This window comes from Rhizobium sp. Root1212, from assembly GCF_001424985.1.
Classification (GTDB): Bacteria; Pseudomonadota; Alphaproteobacteria; order Rhizobiales; family Rhizobiaceae; genus Pararhizobium.
In genome coordinates this window covers 92,963-116,362 of sequence record NZ_LMDA01000024.1, presented here as the reverse complement: position 1 = coordinate 116,362, position 23,400 = coordinate 92,963, and the positions used below count along the sequence as shown (strand labels likewise).

The following is a 23,400-nucleotide window of genomic DNA, read 5'->3' as shown; positions in this document are numbered from 1 at the left end:
GGCGCAGACGGAACACGATCCGGCTGCAATGAAACAGGCAAGGCGGCAAGTTTGTGAGCCGGCGGCAAATTTGTGCCCCAGAGCCGGGCTTTTGCCCAATTTTTCGGCCGCCCCGTTATAATTCAACAACTTGCACGCGCCTTTCGACGCCGCTTTTCAGGGCCGCAAACGATGAAGTGCGACGCGCGGCGGTTGATTTCTGCTGAGGAATACTTACGCTGCTGTTGACGACAAGAAGGGAACGGCGTGCAGAGGACCGCGCGGCGATAAAACAATGTCTCCGATGGCGTCGCAGGGGTGAGCGACCAACCCTTCGCCGGTTGGCACCGACTGCATGAGAACAATCCATTGGGCGACCGGGACGTGCAGTATCCCGGCTCCGGCCATGTTCGATCACTGCATTAAGACTGGGAGGTCTTAAATATGAAGAAGCTTCTTGCTTCCACTTTCCTCGCCGCCGGCCTCTATGCGATCGCCGGATCGGCGTCCGCCGCCGAATGCGGCGATGTCAGCATCGCGGAAATGAACTGGGCTTCGGCAGGCGTGGCGGCGCAGGTCGACAAGTTCGTTCTCGAAAACGGCTATGGCTGCACGGTGACGCTGGTCACCGGCGATACGATGCCGACCTTCACCTCGATGAACGAAAAGGCCGAGCCGGACGTCGCGCCGGAATTCTGGGTCAACTCGGTGCGCACCGCGCTTGATCAGGCGATCAAGGAAGGCCGCCTGATCCAGGCAGCACCGCTTCTCACCGAAGGCGGCGTCGAAGGCTGGTGGATTCCGAAATTCCTCGCCGACGCGCACCCGGATATCAAGACCGTCCAGGACGCACTGAAACATCCCGAACTGTTCCCGGCGCCCGAAGATCCGTCCAAGGCTGCCGTTCACAACTGCCCGTCCGGCTGGAACTGCCAGGTTTCGACCGCCAATCTCTACAAGGCGATCAACGCGGAAAAAGCCGGCTTCGAACTGGTCGATACCGGCTCTGCCGCCGGCCTTGACGGTTCGATTGCCAACGCCTTCGAAAAGAAGACTGGCTGGCTCGGCTACTACTGGGCGCCGACCGCCATCCTCGGCAAGTACGAGATGACCAAGCTTTCCTTCGGCGTCGAGCACGACAAGGCCGAGTGGGATGCCTGCACCGCCGTTCCGGATTGCCCGGCACCGAAGGTCAATTCCTACCCGACCTCCGACGTCTACACCATCGTCACCAAGGCCTTCTCGGAAAAGGCCGGCGTCGCCATGGACTACATGAAGACCCGCCAGTGGGATAACGGCACCGTCGGCAAGGTCCTCGCCTGGATGGGCGACAACCAGGGCACCAACGAAGACGCCGCCAAGTACTTCCTGCAGACCTATCCGGACATGTGGACCAAGTGGGTCGCACCGGATGTCGCCGAGAAGATCAAGGCGGCTCTTTAACACCGCCTCCCCCGGCCGGCTCTCCGGCCGGGTTTTTCATCGCGGCAAAAAACGCGTCAAGAGGGTATTTTAGCCCCAATGAAAACGCGAAATGTCGCAAACCGGGCACGGCCAGGCGGCAGATCGTGCCAGAAAAGCGAATGCACAGAGGGAACGGAAGAGTCCCCGTGCCTGTCGGGAAGAGACCATGTCGAAGCGGCCCCGGCCGCGGCGAAGGGAGCGAACGGCAGATCATTTCCGGTAGAAAAAGGGGACAGGAATGGCGCTCTGCGACGTATTGCCAGGGTTCTTATGTAAATTTCCAGCCTTTGACGAAGCCTCGATCCGCATGGCGAGAAAGACCGTGGACGACGGCTTCAAGGCGATAGTGCGAAGCTATATCGATCTCATCGACGCGGCGGTGCAGCCGCTGCAATGGTTCCTGAACTATCTGGAACGACTTTTCGTCACGTCGCCCTGGCCGATCATCCTCATCCTCATGCTGGCCATCGTTTATTTCGGCAGCCGCAATATCCGCATCACCATCGGCACGGCCGTTTCCATGCTGGCCATCGGCCTGCTCGGGCTCTGGAACGATACGATGGTCACGCTGGCGATGGTGACCGTCTGTACCCTGATCGCCATCGTCATCGGCATCCCGATCGGCATCATGATGGCGCGCTCCGACCGGGTGCAGTCCTTCATCAACCCTATCCTCGACGTGATGCAGACGATGCCGAGCTTCGTCTATCTCATTCCCGTCGTCATGATCTTCGGCATCGGCAAGGTGCCGGGCCTGATCGCGGTGGTCATCTATGCGGTGCCGCCGATGATACGCCTCACGAACCTCGGCATCCGCCTCGTCGACAAAGAAGTGCTGGAAGCGGCCGACGCCTTCGGCTCCTCCGGCTGGCAGAAGCTGAAAAACGTGCAGATGCCGCTTGCCCTTCCCACCATCATGGCCGGCATCAACCAGACGATCATGATGTCGCTGGCCATGGTCGTCGTCGCTTCGATGGTCGGCGTCGGCGGGCTCGGCAAGAACGTGCTGCAGGCGATCAACAACCAGTTCTTCACCGTCGGCTTCCTCAACGGGTTTGCGCTCGTTGCGATCGCCATCATTTTCGACCGTACCAGCCAGGCTTACGGCCGTCGGCTACAGAAGCATTCGGAGGTCATCCATGGCTAGTCACGCAATCGAGGTGAAGAACCTCTACAAGATCTTCGGCCCGAACGGCAAAGCCTATGTCGACGCCGTGAAGAAGGGCCTCGGCAAAGCCGAACTCAACGAGAAGCACGGCCATGTGCTCGGCCTTCAGGACATCAACATCTCCATGCCCGCCGGCGGCGTCATGGTGGTGATGGGGCTCTCCGGCTCCGGCAAGTCGACGCTGATCCGCCACATCAACCGGCTGATCGACCCGACCGCCGGCGAGGTGCTCTACGACGGCGTCGACGTCTGCAAGATGAACGAGAACGACCTGCGCGAATTCCGCCGCCACAAGACCGCGATGGTGTTCCAGAAGTTCGCGCTCTTGCCGCATCGCACGGTCATCGAAAACACCGTCTATGGCTTGGAAATCCAGGGCGTTGCCGCCGATGCCAGCCGTAAGCGCGCCCAGGGCTGGATCGAGCGCGTCGGCCTCAAGGGCTTCGAGAACCACTATCCGAACCAGCTTTCGGGCGGCATGCAGCAGCGCGTCGGCCTCGCCCGCGCGCTGACCAACGATGCCGATATCCTGCTGATGGACGAAGCCTATTCGGCGCTCGACCCGCTGATCCGCGTCGACATGCAGACGGTGCTTCTCGACCTGCAGAAGGAGCTGAAGAAGACGGTGGTGTTCATCACCCACGATCTCGACGAGGCGCTGCGCCTCGGCGATAAGATCGCCATCCTGCGCGACGGCAAGGTCGTGCAGCAGGGCACCGGTCAGGAGATCGTTCTGAACCCGGCCGACGACTACATCACCGCCTTCGTCAAGGAAGTGAACCGTGGCCGCGTCATCCATGTCGAGACCATCATGCACCCGCTCGGCGCCGGTCCGCAGGGCGTTCCGGTCGCGGCAGGCACGGCGCTCGAAGGGGCCGCGCGCATGATGAGTGCCGCCCGCAGCACGACCGCCCACGTGGTCGATGCCAACGGCAAGCCGGTGGGTGCGCTCGACCTCGCAACGATCATCACCGCGATGGTCACCCCCGCCGACCACCAGCAGAAGGCGGCTTGACGGGATTACGAAAGCCCACAATTCGCCGCGAACTGCCCCTCACCCTAACCCTCTCCCCGTTCGTGGGGAGAGGGAACTACGGAGTTTGCCGCTTGTCCCTTCTCCCCGCCTGCGGGGAGTAAGGTGGCCGACAGGCCGGATGAAGGCCCCGCCGCCGCCAAACACCGTATCCCCCTCGGCAATCGCCGCCTCCTTCAGCATTGATTAACCAAGTTCTTCCATTGTCGGACAATCCCGCGCCCTCCGGCAAAGCCAGGCGCACGAAAAACTTTCCGGCACGGCACCCATGGCGCGGACTGCGGCAGCACTATCGACAGGGTTCGTCGCCCACCCCGTTCCGCCCGCGGCGGCGGAGAATACACGTGACCGCCTCATCAGTGCCCTCACCGCCAGCCTTTCTGCGATCGGCTTGTTCCTCCTCGTTCTGACGCTGACGCCTTTCCAGGGGGCGGGCTATAGCGAAAATTCGAGCAACGACGGCAACATCGTCAACCAGATCGGCTACCTCACCCTCGGCGTGATCTATCTCTTCGCCATGCTCGCCTTCGTCGACCGGCGGGTGCTGATGAGCGCGATATCGCCGAGCTGGATCGTCATCTTCGGGCTCGCCTTTTGGGGCGCCCAGCATGCCTATCAGCCCGATGCCGCGACGCGCGGCATGATGCTGACGCTGATCGCCACCATCCCGGTCGCCGGCGTGGTGCTTTTGCCGCGCTCTGAGCGGGATTTCGTCAATGCCGCTTCCAATGCGGTGCTGCTGCTGATCCTGATCGACTATGCCGCCGTCTTCATCATCCCGGATGCCGCAACCCATTCGGCCAGCGGCGGCGAGCCGTGGCATGCGGGCTCGTGGCGCGGGCATCTCCTGCACAAAAATTTTGCCGCACCGCTGTTTTCGGTGCTGGCGGCGTTCGGCATCTATTGCTGGCGCAGCGGCCTCAACTGGCGCGGCGCCGCCATCACGCTGCTCGCGTTTTTCTTTGTTTACAAAACGCAGTCGAAAACGACGATCGGCTTCCTGCCGCTCGCCATCATGACGGTGTTCCTGACGCGGATAACGGGCCGGCCGCTACTGACGGTGGCCGTGCACGCCGTGCTCGCGGTAGCGGTCGGCCTCCTCACCATCGGCACGGTCATCTTTCCGAAGATGGTGCCGATCACCGAAACGATCATCGAGGATTCGACCTTCACCGGCCGTGACGAAATCTGGCGATTCGGCATCGAGAACCTGATGCGGCATCCCTGGACCGGCTTCGGCGCCTTCAGCTTCTGGCTGACGCCGATCGTCTCGCGGCAGGAGCCGAACTACGAAGCGAGCTGGGACGTGCGCGGCATCGTCTCCGGCCACAATTCCTATCTCGACACGATGCTGTATTACGGCATCCCGGCAGGGCTGGTGATCATCCTGATCCTCGTGGTCAAGCCGATGCGCGACTATATCAGGGCTTACCGCGAACCCGCCAACCGGCGTCTCGCCGATTTCTTCATGATGGTCGTCGTGCTGATGACCTATGGCGGAATGCTCGAATCCTTCATCCTGTCGCGCGCCGATCCGCTCTGGATGATGCTGGTGCTCGGCGTCTTCGGCCTCAGTATGCTGGCGCGCCGGACGGTGCGCCGCTGACGACGCCAGCGGCGCCGTAGATCAAGCCGCCGCCTTCTGCCGGATGGTGCCCGTCACATAGGGCTTGAGCTTCAGGAACGGCTTTTCGACAAAGACCCAGGACAGGCTGGCGAACAGGATCGTCAGCGGCGCGGCGACCGAAAACAGCACCAAACCGTTGTGATGGGTCCATTCGAACTGGCTGACCAGCGTCTGCTGAATCGGGAAGCCGTAGAGATAGATGCCGTAGGACACGTCGAAGCGCGTGATCGCCTTCGGCAACCGCAGCGGCAGCATGCCGATATAGACGACGCAATAGGTGAAGAACGGCGTCACCAGAAAGGCGAGCTGCCGGTCCATCGACATGATCGCGACCGAAATCGCGGCCGAGGCGGCAAACAGCGCCCAATGCAGCCGGATATATTCCCGCCACTGGAAAGCGGCGCAGCCGACGAAGAAGAAGAATACGATGATCGTCCAGTGATAATTGCCCTCGCTGATGCCGAAGCCGAAGGCATAGGAGGCGATTGTGGCCACAACGATCATCAGCGCCAGGAAGCCGGTGAACAGTTCGCGGCTGCGGAAGACGTTGAGCGCCAGCATCGCCGCCATCAGGATGTAGCAATAGAATTCCGGCTTCAGCGTCCACAGGTTGACGTTGACGATATGCGGCACCGGATTGGCCTCGAACAGGCCCGGCAGCTCGAAGCGGATACGACCGACGATATTGCCGAAATATTCGAAGAAGCGGACATCGGTGAAATAATCCGACAGGGCATAGGTGGTCAGCAGCGGCCCAAAAATGATCGCCGACAGCACCACCTCGACGAACAGCGCCGGCACGATGCGGATGAGCCGGAGCGCAATGAATGGCCGCACCGCATTGGTGCGCAGCGCGCTGCCGGTGACGAGAAAGCCGCTGAGCGCAAAGAAGGCCGGCACGAGGCTCAAAAGAAACAGGCCATGCAGGCCGACCCAATCCTGCGTGATATCCTTGCCAGCGATCCAGGCGGAATGGGCGCCGAGGATCAGGATCGCCAATGCCAGCCGCATGAAATTGAAGCCCGGCCCCTCGCCCCTATTGGCGTCGAGCACGTCTGCAATGCTTGGCAGGGAACGGTATTTGTCGATCATGATCTGACCCCATGGCGCGCGGCAAGCCTGTTGGCGGCCCGCAAAATGCGCCGCTTTACGCGTGCGATCAAACCTTGCTTGATATTAACCCTACCAAGCGGAAACCATTTGCCGCCCGACAGGGCGAGAGACGGCTTGCAATCATATAAAGATATCTTTATATCCTTCTGACCACATCAATCCGGGAACCCGCTCATGCCCCAGTCCAATCCGCTTTCCGATCTTCTCGAGGCCAAGGGCGTGCTGCTCGCCGACGGCGCGACTGGCACCTCGCTTTTCGCCATGGGTCTGGAAGCCGGCGAGGCCCCGGAGCTGTGGAACGAGGCCAAGCCCGAAAACATCACCAAGCTGCATCAGGATTTCGTCGATGCCGGCGCCGATATCATCCTCACCAATTCCTTCGGCGGCACCCGCCACCGGCTGAAGCTGCACCACGCGCAGGACCGGGTCTACGACCTCAACCGCCGCGCCGCAGAGATCGCTCGCGCCGTTGCCGACAACGCGCCGCGCAAGGTGATCACCGCCGGTTCCGTCGGCCCGACGGGCGAACTGCTGATCCCGCTCGGCGCAATGAGCTACGAGGATGCCGTCGCCGCCTTTGCCGAGCAGATCGAGGGCCTGAAGGATGGCGGCGCCGAAGTGGCCTGGATCGAGACCATGTCGTCGCCGGATGAAATCCGCGCCGCCGCCGAAGCCGCCACCAAGGTCGGCCTGCCCTACGTCTATACCGGCTCCTTCGATACCGCCGGCAAGACCATGATGGGCCTGCATCCCAAGGATATCCACGGCGTCGGCAAGGATATCGGCGAAGGCCCGATCGCCGTCGGCGCCAATTGCGGCGTCGGCGCCTCCGACATCCTGTCGTCGCTACTCGACATGACCGAGGCGGACCAGAACGCAATCGTCGTCGTCAAGGGCAATTGCGGCATTCCGGAATTCCGCGGCTCCGTCATCCATTACTCCGGCACGCCGCCGCTGATGGCTGACTATCTGCGCCTTGCCCGCGATGCCGGCGCACGCATCATCGGCGGCTGCTGCGGCACCTCCTGCGAACACCTTGCCGCCATGCGCGGCGCGCTCGACAGCTACACGCCCGGCGAACGCCCGACGCTCGAGGTCATCGTCGAGCGCATCGGCCCACTGCGCAACAAGACCGCCGGCGAAGCGGCCGCCGCTCCGGCCCGCGAACGCGGCAGCCGCCGCCGCGGCTGAACGGAAATCCCTCTTCAGGCGGCCGAGGCCGCCTGAAAGAACCTGATATAGCCGTCCTTCAGACCCAGCCGGATGCAATCGCTGAGATAGACCGAAAGCTGGAAAACGGTATCGAGCTGTTGCTCGGCTGCGACCAGACCGGCGATATAGCAGGTCGTCTCGTCGAACCTCTCGGGGGTTTCGACGACGCTGTTCAGGAAGGGTTTCAGGAACATCCGGTAGCTGGCGACATTGGCATCCTGACGCGCAGCCGCATCGAGCGGCAGGCGCGCCAGCAACACGTAAAGATCGAGAAACAGCAGCAGCCCCCAGAATTTCTCGGCATCCTCGGGCAATCCGGCATTCGTGAAAAGCTTCGCCTTGGTCTGCCGCAGGCTATCGGCCTCGGCCCAGCGTCCGAGATCGTAGCGATAGATCAGCGACGGATCGTGCAGCACCCGGCCGCTCGCAAACAAGGCGAGGCAGATCGCCCAGTCGATATAACCGCCCTTCGTCGGATGGTCCTCGACGAACAGCCGCATCAGCGACAGAAACGGCGCTGCACGGAAAATGCTGTAATAGCTGCTGTTGTTGCCGCGCGCCTTGCGGCTGTATTCGGAAAGCCGCCCCCCCGGTGTCGTCTCGATCAGGGGAAAGCGTTCGGTCTGGCGCACGCCATCGGCCAGCGTCCAGATCTGTGTCACCGGCCGCGCACCGATCACATCGGCCGGCAGCGACGCGAGATCGACCGGCTCCTCGTCCTCGCGGAAGGAGACGATATCGTCATCCCCCATCGGCAGCAGAAACGGCGTCCGCACTAAGCCGAAGGCCGGCCGCCAATTGTCGGCGGCACTTATCGCGTCGGAGACGACAGCCTGCAGCCGCGGCGAACGACCTTCCAACCAGCGCCGCTTCTCCATATCGCCGGAATTGTCGGAGACGATCAGCCGCGCATCGGCGTGCTCCGCATAGGCAAGCGCGCTTTCGATGGCGTCGCGGGAGCCGGCAAGCGAACGTTTGCTGGGCATGTAGATCGTGAGAAGCGTCATGGCGGCGTCCAATTATCGTCGCGCTCTCATAACCGGCCTTCGCTGCCCGAGGCTTGCGCCCACGACACCAGCCTTGCCCCAGCCTCATCCGCTAGATCATGGGAAAGATCGAGGTCAGTGACGGGGTTACCATGTCCGCAATTCTACAAGGCGCTCTGAAAAGCTATTCCGCCGGCAAATACCGGCACTGCCTTCTGCAGATTGCCCCCATGCTGAAACGCGCTGATGCGGCAACCGAAGTGCTGCTGCTCGCCGCCCAATGCCATGCGAAATCGGAACAATTCGCAGAAGCCGCAACTTTCTACAACCGCGCCGCCGAAACAGCACCGGACAAGGCCCAGATGCTGAAGCTGATGGCCGCGACCATGCTGACCCGCACCAGCGAGACCCGTCAGGCGCTGCAGGCCGCGCGTATAGCCGCCCGCTCTGGCGCCTTCGATATCGAGGCCGAGGAAACCTTCCGCCGCTGCCTGCACGGCTCCTTGAATTTCGACGAATGCGAGGTCGAGGACCAGCGCTTCCTTGCCATGCTGAAACAGGGCGACGAGCGCTACCTCGCGATCGAAAAACCCTTCGATCACATCACATGGTGCGCCGACGAGGCGCTCAATGCCCGCCAGACCCGCGTCCCGCATGCCCGCCCTTTCACCGCGGCTTCGCGGGCAGAGCGCCGGGCGCGCCCGCATGTCTTCGGCGACAGGATCAGGATCGGCTATCTCTCCAGCGACATCTGCGACCAGCATGCCACGATGCGGCTGTTCCAGGGCGTGCTGATGCAGCATGACCGCGATGCTTTCGAGGTGACGCTGTTCTGCCACACGCCCGCCGGCCTGATAAAGCGCGACAAGGGCCTGCGCCGCCAGTACGGCAAGATCGTACCCATCGGCCATCTTACCGATGAAAAGGCGGTGAACCTTATCCGCAGCCACAAGATCGACATCCTCGTCGATCTCAAGGGGCACACCAAGGGCGCCCGCGCCAACATCGTCAATCTTGGCGCAGCGCCGATCCAGGTCGCCTATCTCGGCTTTCCCGGCAGCGGCATCGGTATCGATTGCGACTACGTCGTCTCCGACGGGATCGTCACACCCGATACCAGCAAGCCGCATTATCACGAAAAGCTCTGCCGCCTGCCGGAAAGCTATCAGGCCAACGACGACACTCACCGCCCCCTGCCGCCGGCGCTGCCGCGGCAGAAACTCGGCCTGCCGGAAGACGCCATCGTCTTTGCTGCTTTCAATGCGCTGCGCAAGATCACGCCCCAGACGGCATCGCTCTGGATGAAGATTTTGAACGCGACCGGCAACAGCGTGCTGTGGCTCTATTGCGAGGATCATTTCGCCCGCGAGAACATGCTGAACTACGCCGATTCGCACGGCATCGCCCGCGAACGCATCATCTTTGCCGATGGCGCGGATTACGAGATCCACGCCGCCCGGCTGCAGGCGGCCGACATCGGCCTCGACACCTTTCCCTATAACGGCCACACGACAACCTCGGATAAACTCTGGGCAGGCCTGCCGGTGCCGACCTTCCGGGGCACCCATTTCGCCTCGCGCGTCTCCGAAAGCCTGCTCACCGCCCTCGGCGCGCCGGAACTGGTGGCCGACAATGCCCGCGATTATGTTGCGCTCTGCGTCCGTCTCGCAGGCGACCCCGCCGAATTGAAGGCCTTGAAGGAAAAGCTTACCCAAAACCGTTTCCGCGCGTCGCTGTTCGATACCGAACGCTTCACCCGCCATCTCGAAACCGCCTACCGGATGATGATCGATCGCGCCCGCGAGGGACTGGAGCCTGACCATATGGACGTGCCGGCCCTGCCCGCCCGCACCGCCCCCTTCAAATCCGATGACACCGCCGACGAACTGACGAGGAAACGTGCATGACCACCCTGCCCGATCGCGATACCGTTGCCGGAAAACTGGCCGCACTTGCGGATGCGGATCGTTCCTGGCTGGAACTCCTGATGCAGAACCCGGTGCAGGACGAACATCTGCTGGAGGGCCTGAACCTCCATCTCGACACGGCTTCCGGCGGGCGATTCCTGAATTCGCTGAAGCTTGAAAAACTCGGCGAATGGCTGGGCGAGACGGCCCCGAGCCGCCTGCAGATTCGCCTGATGGAAGTCGCCCGCTCCGGCCAGCATGCCGCCCATCAGGCTTTTCGTGCCGGGCTCGTGCGCTCCGGCGGGCTACAGCGGGCCTATCCCGAAGTTTAGTCCGGCGCGCCGGGCATTTTGCGCGTCACCGCAATGATCGGTCCCATCGGGTGCGCGTTGTCGTAGCGGTTCAGGACCGGCGCATAGAGGCTTGAAATCGAGCCGTCGAGAAACAGCGCGTTCGGGCAGCCGAGCGCGTCACGGAACAAGGTCGCGAAATCGTGGAAGCGCACCGGCTCCAACGAGATCGCCAGCAGCACCTTCCCCTTCCCATCGACGCCGACGCCGTTGCGGATTTGCAAGCTGTCGCTTTGCGGCAGGAAGGCAGGATGAAGCGTGCCGTCCACCACCAGCATCGGGCCGGACTGGGTGGCGAAATCCGGTTTGTGGCCGCCGGCCAGATAGACCTCCGTCTCCATCACGCCGGCGCTTTTGCCCTCGATGAAAAAGACGCCGTTCGGTTTCAGATAAAAATTCCCCCAGCCATTGCCGCGCGCCGCCGGCTTGCGCTCGACGCCGTCGGTGACGAGCAGGCCGACCGAACTCAGGTCGTGCTCATACATGCCGCCATTCATCGCGAAGACGAGATAATCCTGCTCTCGCCTGACATCATCGGCCAGCGGCACGAAGCCGCCGTAAGGCTTGCCATCCCGCCCCGTATGAAAGATGCGGATATCGTCCTTCGCCGGGTCGAAACGGCAAACGGCATAGGACTGACCGAGATGCGCGACCGTCTCGCAGGCAGCGGCATCGGTGACGGTGAGAGCGGCCATGACAATTCCGAGACTCAGGAGACGAAGCATATCGATGCCCTGTTGCGGGGAGAATCGACCTTTGCAGAAGGAAGACAGCAAAAACGAGGCGAATCAACGCTCAAGCGCTGCCATATGGAACCGCAACTGCTCCGGCGGATACCGATAACCCGCCCCGACCGGACAGGCTGCCCGAGCCAGACAGCCTGCCTGCATGCACCCCGTCTCCCCGGCCTCGGTTGCAAGATGTGTTCGGCATGGCTGGTACTGAAACCCGTCCAGCGTAATCGCGTCAGCGGGGCAATGCGTCAGGCAAGGTTTCCTTAGACAGCTTTCGCAAGGATGATCAGTCGCTTCCGGCGCTGAGACCTCAAGCGAATGCTGAAAACCGAATGCCCCGCGATAACCATGCCAAAGCCCATAGACAGGGTGGATCAGGATACCGAGCGGCGACGGTTTCAACCCTTCTGCCTGCATCGCCCAGCGCTGGAACGGTTGCCATGGCGGATCGGACGGGAAATAGGCCGTCGCCCCAAAACGCAGTGCCAGCGGCCGAAGCACTGCCTTCGACCATGTATCGAGCGGATGCGCGCTCTCCGGCTGTGCATCGCGCCACGCCGAAAACGGCTGCCACAGGGAACCACCGATATTGCCGATCAGCACGACGCTCCGCGCCTGCCCGCCATCATCAAGAGCAGGGCCGTCACCTCCAAAAAAGCGGTTTGCGCTTCCCTTCTCCCCCGSGGGGAGAAGGGAAGACCGCGGCAGCCGCCGTTGAGTCGGGGGCAACAGCCCTGTCGTCAAGGAAAGGCACGCTCTCCCCGCCGAAATCCACTAGACCGCGCAAAAAAAGTCCGTGCGGCCGCAAAGCCGCACGGAGTTCATCGAGCATGGCGAGGCCGCTCATTTCGGCTTCGGTCCCATCGTTTGGTAATGCGGTCGCCAGACTTCCTTCTGAATGAAATCAGCCACCTGCGCCGCGCCGCCTTGCTCCCTGGCGCGCTCGGGCTCTCTTCAAGTGAAAGCGTCGGGCATCGAATCCTTCTTCTGGGCGATGTAGTCGAGCAGCGCCTGATCGATCGCCGGATCGAGCGGCGGCGCTTCGTAGCTGTCGAGCCAGCTGCGGGCGAGCGCATTGGCACGCTGCTCGATGCGCTTTTCGCCTTCCACTTCCCACTGTTCGAAGGAGTTGTTGTCGGCAAGCGCCGAGCGGTAGAAAGCCGTCTGGAAGTTCGCCTGGGTATGGGCGCAGCCGAGATAGTGGCTGCCCGGACCGACTTCGCGGATAGCGTCGAGCGCCTGGGCGTTTTCGGAAAGATCCACGCCCTCGGCCATCTTCTGCATCATGCCGAGCTGGTCCTGGTCGATCATGAACTTCTCGTAGGACGAGACGAGGCCGCCTTCGAGCCAGCCGGCCGCATGCAGCACGAAGTTCGTGCCGGCCAGCAGCGTCATGTTCAGCGTCGAGGCCGATTCGTGGGCCGCCTGCGCATCCGGAACCTTCGAGCCACAGAGCGAACCCCCGGTACGGAACGGCAGGCCGAGACGGCGGGCAAGCTGGGCCGCGCCATAGGACACCAGCGACGGTTCCGGCGTGCCGAAGGTTGGCGCGCCAGACTGCATCGAGATCGAGGCGGCAAACGTGCCGAACAGCACCGGCGAACCCTTGCGGATCAGCTGGGTGAAGGAAGCGCCGGCCAGAACCTCGGCCAGAATCTGCGTCAGCGTGCCGGCCACCGTCACCGGGCTCATCGCGCCGGAAAGGATGAAGGGCGAAACGACGCTCGCCTGATTGTGGCGGGCATAAACCTTCAGCGCGCCGAGCATGGTCTCGTCGAACACCATCGGCGAGTTGGCGTTGATCAGGTTCAGCGTCACCGTGTTGTTTTCGACGAACTCGTCGCCGAAGACGAGCTTGGCCATGGCGATCGTGTCTTCCGCACGCTCCGGCGCCGTGACCGACCCCATGAACGGCTTGTCGGAATATTTGATATGGCTGTAGATCATATCGAGGTGGCGCTTGTTGACCGGCACGTCCACAGGCTCGCAGACCGTGCCGCCCGACGAGTGCATCGACGGCGCCATATAGGCGAGCTTCACGAAATTGCGGAAATCCTCGATCGTCGCGTAGCGGCGGTTGCCTTCGAGATCGCGCACGAAGGGAGGGCCGTAAACCGGTGCAAACACCGTCGCCTTGCCGCCGATATGGACGCTGCGCTCGGGATTACGCGCATGCCAGGTGAATTCCTTCGGCGCGGTCTTGAGCAGGTCGCGGCAAAGCCCCTTGGGGAAATGCACACGCTGGCCGCGCACGTCGGCGCCCGCCGCTTTCCACAGTTCCAGCGCTTCCGCATCGTCGCGGAACTCGATGCCGATCTCTTCGAGAATGAGGTCGGCATTGCGCTCGATCAGCGCCAGGCCTTCCTCGTCGAGAACCTCGTATTCACGAATCTTGCGGGTGATATAGGGGAGCGACTGACCTGGGCCGCCGCCGGTGCGCGAGGCGCGCCTTGCCGCTGCTCCGCGTCCTTCACCGCGCGAACGGCGACCGCCTGCATCCGCTGTTTGTTCCGTCACATCGCTCATGTTTTCCAAGTCCTCTCCCACGCATCGGCTGCGCTTGAATGATGCCCTTATGCTACCAAGGCGTCCGGCCCGGACGGGTCTCAATGCGCCGCCCGATGGCGCAAGCCCGACAGAGAACCAACCGCCAGATTACGACACGTCGCTCCGGCCATGCCGTTTTCAGACACGCCCGATTAAAATATTGTTTTCCCATGCACAACGCGCATGGTGGCCCACATCTTAAAAAGACGCCGTCGCTTTTCATCGCATGCGACGTCGCAATCGAAAAGAGCTTTTGCGACGGCGAAAGCTAAGTATAGTGCCTGTGTCGGGTGAGATCCCGATCAGGCCGGGAACCGAGGAAACCTAACCATGGCAGACGACGATATCATTCTCGAGGAGCTTTCCGACGAGGAACTGGTGCAGCAGATGCACGACGACCTCTATGACGGATTGAAGGAAGAGATCGAGGAAGGCACCAACATCCTCCTGAGCCGCGGCTGGGCACCCTACGACGTGCTGACCCAGGCGCTTGTCGAAGGCATGCGCATCGTCGGCATCGATTTCCGCGACGGCATCCTGTTCGTGCCGGAAGTGCTGCTCTCGGCCAACGCGATGAAGGCCGGAATGACCATCCTGCGGCCGCTGCTCGCCGCAACCGGCGCACCGAAGCAGGGCAAGCTGGTGATCGGCACCGTCAAGGGCGACATTCACGACATCGGCAAGAACCTCGTCGGCATGATGATGGAAGGCGCCGGCTTCGACGTCGTCGATCTCGGCATCAACAACCCGGTCGAAAACTATCTGGAAGCCATCGAGCGCGAGCAGCCGGACATTCTCGGCATGTCCGCCCTTCTGACCACGACCATGCCCTATATGAAGGTCGTGATCGACACGATGAAGGAAAAGGGCATGCGCGACGATTACGTCGTTCTCGTCGGCGGCGCGCCGCTCAACGAGGAATTCGGCAAGGCCGTCGGCGCCGACGCCTATTGCCGCGATGCCGCCATCGCGGTCGAAACGGCCAAGGAATTCATGAAGCGCAAGCACAACCAGCTTTCCGGCGCCTGAGCCGGCTGGATCGCTTGGACATCAAGAAAGCCGGCCGCACCGATGAAAGGCGTGGCCGGCTTTCCTATATTCGCCCCTGACGGGTAGAGGCGAATCTGCCGCATCAAGGGGCGTCAGTTCGCTGCTCGCTCGACTTTCTTGCCGGCATCCTGGGTCGCATCGACGGCATTGGCCGTATCCTGTCCCATGCCGCGGATCGTATTGCCGCAAGCGCTGAGCGTGGTGATCGAGAAAAGGACGAGGCCGATGGTAGCAAGGGTTTTTGCAGTCATGGTAGGGTTCCTTACGCTGAGACTGAACACGGGGGAGACATTCTGATGTCGCCCACACAACGCGCGAACCGGGAAAAAGTTCACGTCATCGGTTGTGGCGCGATCGCGCGGGAAATCCTGACTATATGCCAGGTCAACGGTCTCGACCATATCGACCTCAGCTGTCTTCCCGCCATCTGGCACAACACGCCCGACAAGATCGTCCCCGGCCTCAAGGAGGCGATCGGCAAGGCGCGGGCAAAAGGCTTCGAGCGCATCTTCATCGCCTATGCCGATTGCGGCACCGGCGGCGCGCTCGACCGTCTCTGCGAGGAAGAGGGCGTGGAACGCATCGCCGGCCCGCACTGTTATTCCTTCTTTGCCGGCAATGACGATTTCGCCGCCCGCTGGGACGACGACTTCACCTCCTTCTTCCTGACGGATTTCCTTGTCCGCCAGTTCGAAGCCTTCGTCATCGAGCCGCTCGGCCTCGACCGCCACCCGGAGCTGCGCGATATGTATTTCGGGCATTACAGGAAGCTCGTCTATCTCTCGCAAGCCGAAGACGAGGCGCTGAAGGAAAAAGCGGAGAAAGCGGCAGAGCAGCTGGGGCTTGCCTATGAATACCGCTTTACCGGCTATGGCGACCTGACCTCGGCGCTGAAGACGGCCTGAAACCCTTCATTAGTCCTATGGCGAAGTTGGCGGAGCCTTCCGCCCTCCCCTTAATCCCATCGTAAGCGCCGCCCCCGACACTTGGCCCATAACCAGAAAAGGGCCACGGGGATGACGGATATTTTCTTGGGCGGACACGTCCGCGCACGGCAGGCGAAAACCACGGCGGCAGAGGCCGCCGATCACATTCAGCTTTCCGATATCCTGCAGCGTCTCGCCGCCGAATCCGGCCCGCGGATCACCCTGCGCGACCTCGCCGTCGCCATGCAGGATCGCTCCTTCGGCGCCTTCCTCGTCGTCTTCGCGCTGCCGAACCTCATTCCACTACCGCCCGGCGCGACCTTCATTCTCGGCCTGCCACTGATCTTCGTCGCCTGGCAGATGGTCGCCTCGCGCGACAATCGCATCCACCTGCCCAAGCGCATGGGCGACTATGCCTTCGACCGGGATTCGTTCCAGACGCTGGCCTCTCGCATCACGCCCTGGCTGAAGCGGGCGGAAAAGCTGGTGAAGCCGCGGGCGTGGTTCGTCGGCGGCCGGCTGGCCGAGCGTTTGATCGGCGTACTGGCGCTTATACTCGCCATCGTCATCTTCCTGCCGATCCCCTTCGGCAACTGGCTACCGGCCTTTGCGCTCGCCGTCATGGGCTTTGCGCTCACCGAACGCGACGGCGTCGGCCTCGCCGCAAGCCTCGTGATCGGCATTGCCTCGCTCGTTCTGGTCAGCACGGTCATCTTCGCCGCCGGCGCGCTGCTCAGCCTGATCTTCTGAGGGAACGCCGTGGATACCAGAAAACCGATCCTCATCGTCACCGCAGGCGGCCGCAATCCGCAGATCCTGATCAATGCGCTGGCCGACCGGTTTGCCGATGTCTCGGTGCTGGAAGAACAGCCCGAATCGAAAAAGCTGTTCCTGAAGCGGCGCGCGAAGAAACTTGGCTATCTCACCGCCGCCGGCCAGTTTGCGACCATGGCGGCTTCGAAATTCGGCAAACGCTTTACCGAGAAACGCGCTGAGGACATCATCCGCCAATTCGGCGTGAGCGACGCGCCGAACGCAAAGGTGCCGGTCACCCGCATCACCAGCATCAATTCACCCGAGGCGATATCCCATATCGGCCGACTGCGGCCAGCCGCCGTCTTCCTCGTCAGCTGCCGCATGCTCTCGGCAGCGACGCTTGCCGCCATCGCCTGCCCGGTCATCAACTTCCATGCCGGCATCAATCCGCAATATCGCGGCCTGATGGGCGGCTACTGGGCGCGCGTCAGGGACGATCTCGGCAATTTCGGCTCGACCGTGCATCTCGTCGATGGCGGCGTCGATACAGGCGGCATCCTTTATCAGGCGCGGATGACGCCCGCCAAAAACGACACGATGCACACCTACCCGCTGCTGCAGATCGCCGCCGCGACCGATATCGCCATTTGCGCCATAGAGGATGCCCTCGCCGGCCGGCTGATGCCGCAAACGAGCGATGCGCCCTCCCGCCAGTGGTATCACCCGCCGATCTGGAGCTGGGCCTGGAACGGCGTCGTCAAAGGTATCTGGTGACAATCCACTGCGATTTTTATGAGGTCGCTTTTGAACACGCCGCGCGTCGTGACAAGATGCGCCCGCTTGCGCCGAGTTGCGCATTGTCGGGCCAGAGGAGAACACACGCGCATGGCAGACCGCATTATCGTTTACTGGCGCGACATACCCGCGCAGGTCATCATCAAACAGGGCCGCAAGAACGCCAAGCGTGAGCTTTCGCTGCGCTTCACCGAGGCCATCGACATGGCGGCGATGCGCACCGGCGCGGCCGAAACCGACGACTATCTTGCCGAATGGCGCAAGGCCGATCCGGTTCCGGTATCCGACGATCTCGAAGCGGAAGCCGACAGGGCCGCAGCCGACATCGAAGCCGCCTATGACAGGGAGCGCCTCGTTGCGCTCGTCAAAGCCGGGGGCAAGGAAAATGTCTGACCTGAAACCTGCCGACAAGCCCGCCAAGGGCAATGCCGCCCCGGCGAAGAAGGCCGCGACCGGCGCCTATACGCCCTCGGGCGTCTCGCCAAATCGCCGCGCCCGCCGCAGCTATACGATCCGCCTCTGGGCGGTCCGCCATTCGCGTTTTCTCGAATGGTTTTATCACCGCTTCGCCGATGTCTTCCTGCTTTTGCATCCGCTGTGGAAGGCGCTCGGCTACAACCGGGTCGAAACACCGATCACCTTCGTCGAGCGCAACGTCAAGGGTCTGCTGTTCGACTGTCGCATGTGCGGCCAGTGTGTCTTGTCGTCCACGGGCATGTCGTGCCCGATGAATTGCCCCAAGCAGCTGCGCAACGGCCCCTGCGGCGGCGTGCGCGCCAATGGCAATTGCGAGGTCGAGCCGGACATGCCCTGCGTCTGGGTCAAGGCCTGGGAAGGATCGAGAAACATGGTCAAGGGCGATGCGATCATGAACGTGCAGAAACCGGTCAACCAGTCGCTGCGTGAAACCTCCTCCTGGCTGCGCGTCACCGCGCAGGCGGCCGAGGCAAAAGAAGCCGCTGCAAAGGACGCATGATGGCCCATATCGACGAAAACCCGCTCGGCCGCCATCTGCCGCTCGATCCCCTGCCCGGCCATTCCTCGCGTGGCCGTCTGGAGCGCGTTCTGCGCCGCGGCGAATTCGCCGTCACCGCTGAACTCAACCCGCCGGACAGCGCCGATCCCGATGACGTCTACGAACGCGCCGCCATTTTCGACGGCTGGGTGGACGGCATCAACGCCGTCGATGCCTCCGGCGCCAACTGCCATATGTCGTCGGTCGGCATTTGCGCGTTGCTCACCCGCATGGGCTACGCACCGATCATGCAGATCGCCTGCCGCGACAAGAACCGCATCGCCATCCAGGGCGACGTGCTCGGCGCGGCCGCCATGGGCGTGACCAACATCATGTGCCTGACCGGCGACGGCGTGCAGGCCGGCGACCAGCCGGGCGCAAAGCCGGTCTTCGACCTCGACTGCATGTCGCTCTTGGAAACCGTGCGCGTCATGCGCGACAATTCAAAGTTCCTCTCCGGCCGCAAGCTGACCACGCCGCCGCAGGTGTTCCTCGGGGCCGCGATCAACCCCTTTGCGCCGCCCTATGATTTCCGGCCGCTCCGGCTCGCCAAGAAGATCGAGGCCGGCGCCCAGTTCGTCCAGAGCCAGTACTGCTTCGACGTGCCGATGTTCAAGCGCTACATGAACCGCGTGCGCGATCTCGGCCTCGACGAGAAGTGCTACATCCTCGTCGGCGTCGGTCCGATGGCGTCTGCCAAAACTGCCAACTGGATCAGGAACAACGTGCCGGGCATTCACATCCCCGATGCCGTCATCAAGCGGCTGGAAGGTGCGCAGGACCAGAAGAAGGAAGGCAAGCAGCTCTGCATCGACATCATCAACGAGGTGAAGGAGATAAAGGGCGTCTCGGGCATCCACGTCATGGCCTACCGGCAGGAGGAATATGTCGCCGAAATCGTCCACGATTCCGGCGTCCTGAAGGGCCGCACGCCCTGGAAGCGCGAGCGCAATCCCGGCGACGACACCGTCCAGCAGCGCATCGAGGAACTGAAGGACGGCAAGACGGAAAATCAGGAGCAGATGGCCGAAACCGCGGCTCATCACCCGCACTAAACAAGGGAAAATGCCTGAAGCCGGGCGTTTTCCATGCAAAAACAGAACAATCGGGCACGGCGAAGGGCCAGGCCTTTTGACAATCCATCCGGGCGCACTACTAGAGAGAGCCCCACCGACAAAGGACCAGACATGACCCGCACCATCGTTGCCTCCGCGACCCGCGAAATCGTCATCGGCTTCGACCAGCCCTTCTGCGTCATCGGCGAGCGCATCAATCCGACCGGTCGCAAGAAGCTTGCTGCCGAAATGATCGAAGGCAATTTCGACACCGTGATCAAGGATGCGCTGGAGCAGGTCGCGGCGGGCGCCACCATGCTCGACATCAATGCCGGCGTCACCTCCGTCAACCCGAACGAGACCGAGCCGGGCCTGCTCGTCAAGACGCTCGAAATCGTCCAGGGCCTCGTCGACATCCCGCTTGCCATCGACAGCTCGGTGACGGCCGCCATCGAAGCCGGCCTCAGGGTTGCCAAGGGCCGTCCGCTGGTCAACTCCGTCACCGGCGAGGAAGAAAAGCTCGAAGCCATCCTGCCGCTGGTCAAGAAATACGACGTCCCGGTCGTTGCCATCTCCAACGACGAAACCGGCATCTCCATGGACCCGGACGTCCGCTTCGCCGTCGCCAAGAAGATCGTCGAGCGCGCCATGGATCACGGCATCAAGCCGCACGACATCGTCGTCGATCCGCTGGTCATGCCGATCGGCGCGCTGGGCGATGCCGGCCGCCAGGTCTTCCAGCTGCTCTACCGGCTGCGCAACGAGCTGAAGGTCAACACTACCTGCGGCCTCTCCAACATCTCCTTCGGCCTGCCACACCGTCACGGCATCAACGCCGGCTTCATCCCGATGGTCATCGGCGCCGGCATGACGTCCGCCATCATGAACCCCTGCCGTCCGCAGGAAATGGAAGCCGTGCGCGCCGCAAACGTGCTGAACGGCACCGACCAGAATTGCACCAACTGGATCATGACCTATCGCGACCATAAGCCGGCGGAAGGCGGTGCTCCGGCAGCCGCTGCTTCCTCTGCACCTGCCGCAGGCGGCCGCCGCGGCGGCCGTGCTGCCCGCGCCGGTGGCGGCGCCCGCGCTGAATAAACGCGAGGCGCATGATCTGCGCCTCGTTTCACCGAAATTCCTGTCCTTCGCTTGATCGAAGGACAGGAAAACGAAAGAAACGTCATGTTTTTGAGCGCAGAACTCCTGCAGGAAGTCGCAAGCTTCTGGTTTCAGGCCCCGCTGGTGATCTCCTCCCGCCTGCGGGATTTTACCATTCTCCCCGGCAGTGCCATGGAAACAAACCGCATGATCACTGAAAAGCTCTCGGCCGCAGCCGAGAGCTTTGTCGCGTTGAACGCGGCGATGGCCAAGGAAGGCCTTGCCGCCGCAGCCGCCCTTGCGACCGGACGCTGCGCCGGTGTGATGGGCGCTTCGGATCGCCTTGCGGTCGCAGCGCTCAAACCTTACGGCAAACGCATTCGCGCCAACGCCCGGCGTCTCGTGAAGTAGAAGGAAGCCATCGTGTCGCCCAAGGAAAACCGCAGCGATCCCCTCGTGCTTTTCATGCCCTCCGGCAAGCGTGGCCGTTTCCCGGTCGGAACGCCGGTGCTGGATGCGGCGCGCTCGCTCGGCGTCTATGTCGAAAGCGTCTGCGGCGGCCGTGCAACCTGCGGGCGCTGCCAGATCACCGTGCAGGAAGGCAGTTTCGCCAAGCACCAGATCGTTTCGAGAATCGAGAACCTCTCGCCCAAGGGCCCGAAGGAAGAACGCTACGAACAGATTCGCGGCCTGCCGGATGGCCGCCGCCTCTCCTGCTCGTCGCAAATCCTCGGCGACCTCGTGGTGGATGTACCGCAGGATACGGTCATCAATGCGCAGGTGGTGCGCAAGGCCGCGAGCGACCGCGTCATCGAGCGCAATGCCGCCGTCCAGCTCTGCTATGTCGAGGTCGAGGAACCCGACATGCACAAGCCGCTCGGCGATCTCGACCGCTTGAAGGCCGTATTGCAGAAGGACTGGGGCTGGAAGGACCTGCTGATCGCCCCGCATCTCATTCCGCAGCTTCAGGGCATTCTGCGCAAGGGCAACTGGGCGGTCACGGCGGCGATCCACCGCGACATGGATTCATCGCGCCCCTTCATTGTCGGCCTCTGGCCGGGCCTCAAGAACGAGGCCTATGGTATCGCCTGCGATATCGGCTCGACGACGATCGCCATGCATCTCGTCTCGCTGCTCTCCGGCCGCATCGCCGCCTCCTCCGGCACATCGAACCCGCAGATCCGCTTCGGCGAAGACCTGATGAGCCGCGTCTCCTACGTGATGATGAACCCGGACGGTCGCGAGGCGATGACCAAGGCTGTGCGCGAGGCCGTCAACCAGCTGATCGGCAAGGTCTGCGAGGAAGGCAATGTCGATCGCCACGACATTCTCGACGCCGTGTTCGTCGCCAATCCGATCATGCACCACCTGTTCCTCGGTATCGATCCGACCGAACTCGGCCAGGCGCCCTTCGCGCTCGCCGTCTCCGGCGCGCTGCAATATTGGGCGCATGAGATCGAGATCGACGTCAACCGCGGCGCGCGCGTCTACATGCTGCCCTGCATCGCCGGCCATGTCGGCGCCGATGCAGCCGGTGCGACGCTCGCCGAAGGGCCGTATCGGCAGGATCGCATGATGCTGCTTGTCGATGTCGGCACCAATGCCGAAATCGTGCTCGGCAACCGCCAGCGCGTCGTTGCCGCCTCCTCCCCGACAGGCCCTGCCTTCGAGGGCGCGGAGATCTCTTCCGGCCAGCGCGCTGCACCGGGCGCAATTGAGCGCGTGCGCATCGATCCCGTGACGCTGGAGCCGCGCTTCCGGGTGATCGGCGTCGACAAGTGGTCGGATGAGGACGGTTTCAGCGAGGCGGCAGCGGCCGTCGGCGTGACCGGCATATGCGGCTCGGCGATCATCGAGGTCGTCGCCGAAATGTATCTCTCCGGCATCATTTCCGAAGACGGTGTCGTCGATGGCGGCATGGCAGAGCGCAGCCCGCGCATCATCCAGAATGGCCGCACCTTCTCCTACCTGCTGCATGACGGCGACCAGCGCATCACCGTCACCCAGAACGACGTGCGCGCCATTCAGCTCGCCAAGGCAGCACTTTATGCCGGCATCAAGCTGCTCATGGAAAAGCAGGGTGTCGAACATGTCGACACCATCCGCTTTGCCGGCGCCTTCGGCTCGTTCATCGATCCGAAATACGCCATGGTGCTCGGCCTGATCCCCGATTGCGAGCTGGACGAGGTGAAGGCCGTCGGCAACGCCGCCGGCACCGGCGCGCTGATGGCGCTGCTCAATCGCGGCCATCGCCGCGAAATCGAGGAAACCGTCAAGAAAATCGAGAAGATAGAGACAGCGCTTGAATCGAAATTTCAGGAGCACTTCGTCTACGCCATGGCGATGCCGAACAAGGTCGATACCTTCCCGAAGCTCGCGGCGGTGGTGACGCTGCCGGAGCGAAAAGTGCTGTCCGACGATGGCGGCGAAGGGGGCGGTCGCCGCCGCCGTCGCAGCCGCGAATAGGCGACATCAGTCCTTCCGAAATTTAGCGCTCGGCCGGTGGAACTCCGCCGGCCGTGTCGCGTTTTGGCGGCACTGTGGATCACGCTGTCAAACTCGCCCTGAAAACCGGTTCTGCGCTG

Annotated in this window: 23 protein-coding genes; 17 read left to right on the top strand and 6 right to left on the bottom strand. The window is 62.6% G+C overall.

Translation table 11 applies throughout. The annotated features are described in order from the left end of the window. The first annotated feature begins 423 nt into the window (after positions 1-423). From ASC86_RS20380 to ASC86_RS20365, 4 genes are all read left to right on the top strand, one after another. Positions 424-1,422: an ABC transporter substrate-binding protein gene (locus tag ASC86_RS20380; protein WP_056325511.1), complete on the top strand. Its 999-nt coding sequence runs from the start codon at positions 424-426 to the stop codon at positions 1,420-1,422. A gap of 259 nt (positions 1,423-1,681) precedes the next feature. After that, positions 1,682-2,590: a proline/glycine betaine ABC transporter permease gene (locus ASC86_RS20375; RefSeq protein ID WP_056325509.1), complete on the top strand. Its 909-nt coding sequence runs from the start codon at positions 1,682-1,684 to the stop codon at positions 2,588-2,590. Beyond that, positions 2,583-3,626, top strand: a complete 1,044-nt coding sequence (locus ASC86_RS20370; RefSeq protein ID WP_056325507.1) for a glycine betaine/L-proline ABC transporter ATP-binding protein — start codon at positions 2,583-2,585, stop codon at positions 3,624-3,626. The genes ASC86_RS20375 and ASC86_RS20370 overlap by 8 nt, the downstream gene beginning before the upstream one ends. Positions 3,627-3,912: 286 nt before the next feature. Continuing rightward, on the top strand, positions 3,913-5,250 hold the full coding sequence (locus tag ASC86_RS20365) for an O-antigen ligase (RefSeq protein ID WP_056325504.1): 1,338 nt from the start codon (positions 3,913-3,915) through the stop codon (positions 5,248-5,250). Between the two features lie 21 nt (positions 5,251-5,271). On the opposite strand, the gene ASC86_RS20360 is transcribed toward ASC86_RS20365, so the two are convergent. Next, positions 5,272-6,363, bottom strand: a complete 1,092-nt coding sequence (locus tag ASC86_RS20360) for an acyltransferase (protein WP_056325503.1) — start codon at positions 6,361-6,363, stop codon at positions 5,272-5,274. Between the two features lie 195 nt (positions 6,364-6,558). Here ASC86_RS20360 and bmt point away from each other — a divergent pair, with 195 nt between their 5' ends. Continuing rightward, entirely contained in the window at positions 6,559-7,575 is a 1,017-nt protein-coding gene (gene bmt, locus ASC86_RS20355) for a betaine--homocysteine S-methyltransferase (protein ID WP_056325500.1), read from the top strand. A 14-nt stretch (positions 7,576-7,589) separates the two neighbouring features. Here the strand turns inward: bmt and ASC86_RS20350 are convergent, their stop codons facing one another. Further along, positions 7,590-8,603, bottom strand: coding sequence for a hypothetical protein (locus ASC86_RS20350; protein WP_056325498.1), 1,014 nt, complete (start codon positions 8,601-8,603; stop codon positions 7,590-7,592). Between the two features lie 131 nt (positions 8,604-8,734). On the opposite strand from ASC86_RS20350, the gene ASC86_RS20345 reads away from it, so the two are divergent. Together ASC86_RS20345 and ASC86_RS20340 are read left to right on the top strand one after the other, a co-directional pair. Next, positions 8,735-10,489, top strand: coding sequence for a hypothetical protein (locus tag ASC86_RS20345; protein ID WP_056325495.1), 1,755 nt, complete (start codon positions 8,735-8,737; stop codon positions 10,487-10,489). Then, on the top strand, positions 10,486-10,821 hold the full coding sequence (locus ASC86_RS20340) for a hypothetical protein (protein ID WP_056325493.1): 336 nt from the start codon (positions 10,486-10,488) through the stop codon (positions 10,819-10,821). Before ASC86_RS20345 ends, ASC86_RS20340 begins: the two co-directional genes overlap by 4 nt. On the opposite strand, the gene ASC86_RS20335 is transcribed toward ASC86_RS20340, so the two are convergent. From ASC86_RS20335 to ASC86_RS20325, 3 genes are all read right to left on the bottom strand, one after another. Then, positions 10,818-11,564 (bottom strand): phosphodiester glycosidase family protein, encoded by a 747-nt coding sequence (locus tag ASC86_RS20335; RefSeq protein WP_056325490.1) that lies wholly within the window; start codon positions 11,562-11,564, stop codon positions 10,818-10,820. The genes ASC86_RS20340 and ASC86_RS20335 overlap by 4 nt on opposite strands. A 63-nt stretch (positions 11,565-11,627) precedes the next feature. Beyond that, the gene (locus tag ASC86_RS25390) at positions 11,628-12,281 is read right to left on the bottom strand and encodes a 4Fe-4S dicluster domain-containing protein (protein WP_244477667.1); all 654 of its coding nucleotides are present in this window, start codon (positions 12,279-12,281) and stop codon (positions 11,628-11,630) included. Positions 12,282-12,527: 246 nt separating this feature from the next. Beyond that, on the bottom strand, positions 12,528-14,099 hold the full coding sequence (locus tag ASC86_RS20325; protein ID WP_056325484.1) for a trimethylamine methyltransferase family protein: 1,572 nt from the start codon (positions 14,097-14,099) through the stop codon (positions 12,528-12,530). 351 nt (positions 14,100-14,450) lie between these two features. On the opposite strand from ASC86_RS20325, the gene ASC86_RS20320 reads away from it, so the two are divergent. Continuing rightward, on the top strand, positions 14,451-15,149 hold the full coding sequence (locus tag ASC86_RS20320) for a B12-binding domain-containing protein (RefSeq protein ID WP_056325482.1): 699 nt from the start codon (positions 14,451-14,453) through the stop codon (positions 15,147-15,149). A 113-nt stretch (positions 15,150-15,262) separates the two neighbouring features. On the opposite strand, the gene ASC86_RS20315 is transcribed toward ASC86_RS20320, so the two are convergent. After that, the gene (locus ASC86_RS20315) at positions 15,263-15,421 is read right to left on the bottom strand and encodes an entericidin A/B family lipoprotein (protein ID WP_056325480.1); all 159 of its coding nucleotides are present in this window, start codon (positions 15,419-15,421) and stop codon (positions 15,263-15,265) included. A 45-nt stretch (positions 15,422-15,466) separates the two neighbouring features. On the opposite strand from ASC86_RS20315, the gene ASC86_RS20310 reads away from it, so the two are divergent. From ASC86_RS20310 to ASC86_RS20270, 9 genes are all read left to right on the top strand, one after another. Next, positions 15,467-16,075, top strand: coding sequence for a DUF1638 domain-containing protein (locus ASC86_RS20310; RefSeq protein ID WP_056325477.1), 609 nt, complete (start codon positions 15,467-15,469; stop codon positions 16,073-16,075). 126 nt (positions 16,076-16,201) lie between these two features. Then, complete coding sequence (locus tag ASC86_RS20305; protein ID WP_244477659.1) at positions 16,202-16,846, top strand: exopolysaccharide biosynthesis protein; 645 nt, start codon at positions 16,202-16,204, stop codon at positions 16,844-16,846. A 9-nt stretch (positions 16,847-16,855) separates the two neighbouring features. Beyond that, positions 16,856-17,626 carry a formyl transferase gene (locus tag ASC86_RS20300; RefSeq protein ID WP_056325472.1) on the top strand — a complete coding sequence of 257 codons (771 nt, stop codon included), beginning with the start codon at positions 16,856-16,858 and terminating at the stop codon, positions 17,624-17,626. 111 nt (positions 17,627-17,737) lie between these two features. Beyond that, positions 17,738-18,040 carry a virulence factor gene (locus ASC86_RS20295; protein WP_056325470.1) on the top strand — a complete coding sequence of 101 codons (303 nt, stop codon included), beginning with the start codon at positions 17,738-17,740 and terminating at the stop codon, positions 18,038-18,040. Continuing rightward, the gene (locus ASC86_RS20290) at positions 18,033-18,623 is read left to right on the top strand and encodes a methylenetetrahydrofolate reductase C-terminal domain-containing protein (RefSeq protein ID WP_056325467.1); all 591 of its coding nucleotides are present in this window, start codon (positions 18,033-18,035) and stop codon (positions 18,621-18,623) included. Before ASC86_RS20295 ends, ASC86_RS20290 begins: the two co-directional genes overlap by 8 nt. Beyond that, the gene (locus ASC86_RS20285; protein WP_056325944.1) at positions 18,623-19,717 is read left to right on the top strand and encodes a methylenetetrahydrofolate reductase; all 1,095 of its coding nucleotides are present in this window, start codon (positions 18,623-18,625) and stop codon (positions 19,715-19,717) included. Before ASC86_RS20290 ends, ASC86_RS20285 begins: the two co-directional genes overlap by 1 nt. Positions 19,718-19,849: 132 nt before the next feature. Continuing rightward, the gene (locus tag ASC86_RS20280) at positions 19,850-20,815 is read left to right on the top strand and encodes a methyltetrahydrofolate cobalamin methyltransferase (protein WP_056325465.1); all 966 of its coding nucleotides are present in this window, start codon (positions 19,850-19,852) and stop codon (positions 20,813-20,815) included. Positions 20,816-20,899: 84 nt separating this feature from the next. After that, positions 20,900-21,226: a hypothetical protein gene (locus ASC86_RS20275; protein ID WP_056325939.1), complete on the top strand. Its 327-nt coding sequence runs from the start codon at positions 20,900-20,902 to the stop codon at positions 21,224-21,226. Positions 21,227-21,280: 54 nt separating this feature from the next. Continuing rightward, positions 21,281-23,281: an ASKHA domain-containing protein gene (locus tag ASC86_RS20270; RefSeq protein WP_056325935.1), complete on the top strand. Its 2,001-nt coding sequence runs from the start codon at positions 21,281-21,283 to the stop codon at positions 23,279-23,281. Positions 23,282-23,400: the final 119 nt, after the last annotated feature.